Annotated in this window: 2 protein-coding genes; both read right to left on the bottom strand. The window is 74.7% G+C overall.

Features of this window, described 5'->3' with window-relative positions:
* Window positions 1-116: 116 nt before the first annotated feature.
* Window positions 117-626, bottom strand: coding sequence for a Cys-tRNA(Pro) deacylase (gene ybaK, locus E4099_RS31885; protein WP_135342571.1), 510 nt, complete (start codon window positions 624-626; stop codon window positions 117-119).
* 15 nt (window positions 627-641) lie between these two features.
* A complete protein-coding gene (locus E4099_RS31880) occupies window positions 642-1382 on the bottom strand; it encodes an LON peptidase substrate-binding domain-containing protein (RefSeq protein WP_135342570.1) in 741 nt (246 codons plus the stop codon).
* Between the last annotated feature and the right edge of the window lie 188 nt (window positions 1383-1570).

Below are 1570 nucleotides of genomic sequence, written 5' to 3'. Positions count from 1 at the left end.
CCGCCCGGCGGCACCACCCCGTCGCACCCGGCCGGGCCGACCGGCGGTCAGCCCCCGGCCGAGCCCCGGTCCGAGGGCGCGCCCTCGGACTCCGAGGACGAGGGACGGGGCTGAGTTCAGCCGCCCTGCCGGGCGATCGGGGCCACCACCGCGCCGGTGAGCGCGGCCAGATCGGCGGGCGCCAGCTCGACCTCCAGGCCGCGCCGCCCCGCCGACACGCACACCGTCGGATGCTCGTCGGCGGAGGCGTCCAGCACCGTGGGCAGCCGCTTGCGCTGGCCCAGCGGTGAGATCCCGCCGCGCACATAGCCGGTGGTGCGCTCGGCCGCGGCCGGATCGGCCATCGCGGCGCGCTTGCCGCCCACCGCCGCGGCCAGCGCCTTGAGGTCCAAGGTGGCCGAAACCGGCACCACGGCGACGGTCAGCGCCTCGTCCACGGTGGCGACCAGCGTCTTGAAGACCCGGCCCGGGTCGACCCCCAGGGCCTCGGCGGCCTCCGCGCCGTAGGACGGCGCGGCCGGATCGTGGTCGTAGGAGTGCACCGTGAACGCGGTGCCCGCGGCGGTGAGGGCGACCGTGGCAGGTGTGCCGCCGCCCGTGGCCTGCTTCTTCGACTTCTTGCCCACGGGCGCGCGCTCCGTTCAGTTGGGACAGGTGGGTTGCTGGGGTGGGTCCACCAGCGGCAGGGACGGGAGCTTACCCATCACCGCGGTCTCGGCGCGCAGCAGTTTCAGCTCGTCGGCCAGCCGGGAGGCGGTGTCCGGCGCCTGGAGCAGCCGCTGCTTGACCGAGGTGTCCAGCACCGTGGCGGCGGCCACCAGGTAGGACACCACGGTGGGCTCCTCCGGCAGCTCCTGCTGGCCGGCGAGCGTGCGCTCCCGGGATCCGGCCAGCCGCTTCTGGTACGTGCGGAAGGCCCGCAGCACCCCGGAGGCCAGCGCCCCGGCGCCGTCCCCCTCCTGCTCCGGGAAGTCGGCCACCTCACCGGTCAGATAGGGCCCGGAGGAGTCGACCGACAGCAGCCGGAACCGGGTGGTGCCGGTGGCCAGCGCCTCGAAGCCGCCGTCCTCCCGCGGGCGGATGGTGGCCGCGTCGGCGACGCAGCCCACGGTGTGGAAGGCGCGTATCGGATCGGCGCCGAAGCCCGCCGCGGCACCCCGCGCGGGCGGCGCGGTGGCATCCGGCATCCCGGCCCCCGAGGGGGCCACCTCATGGCCGTCCCGGATGGCGACCACCCCGAAGCGGCGGGGCGCGCCCTCCGGCAGTGCGGACAGATCGCGCATCAGGGCGCGGTACCGCTCCTCGAAGACGTTCAGCGGCAGCACCAGACCGGGGAACAGCACCGTGTTCAGGGGGAAGAGCGGAAGGCGGGGGGAGGTCACGACCGGTAAGCCTAAGCGCTCCGCGCCTGGTTCGGTGCGTCCTGCGCCTGTCGGCGACGCGGCTCCCCGCCTGCCATGTCCGTTGTGCGCCCCGGCGCGCTCCGAACCGTTTTGACACGTTCGAACTCCTTGCAGTTCTCACCCTCCGCACCGCTAGGTAGGTCCATCCATGCCTGAAACGGCTCCGC

It is taken from the genome of Streptomyces palmae, assembly GCF_004684805.1.
In the GTDB taxonomy this organism is placed as follows: Bacteria; Actinomycetota; Actinomycetes; order Streptomycetales; family Streptomycetaceae; genus Streptomyces; species Streptomyces palmae.
This window is presented reverse-complemented; position numbering and strand designations above follow the sequence as displayed.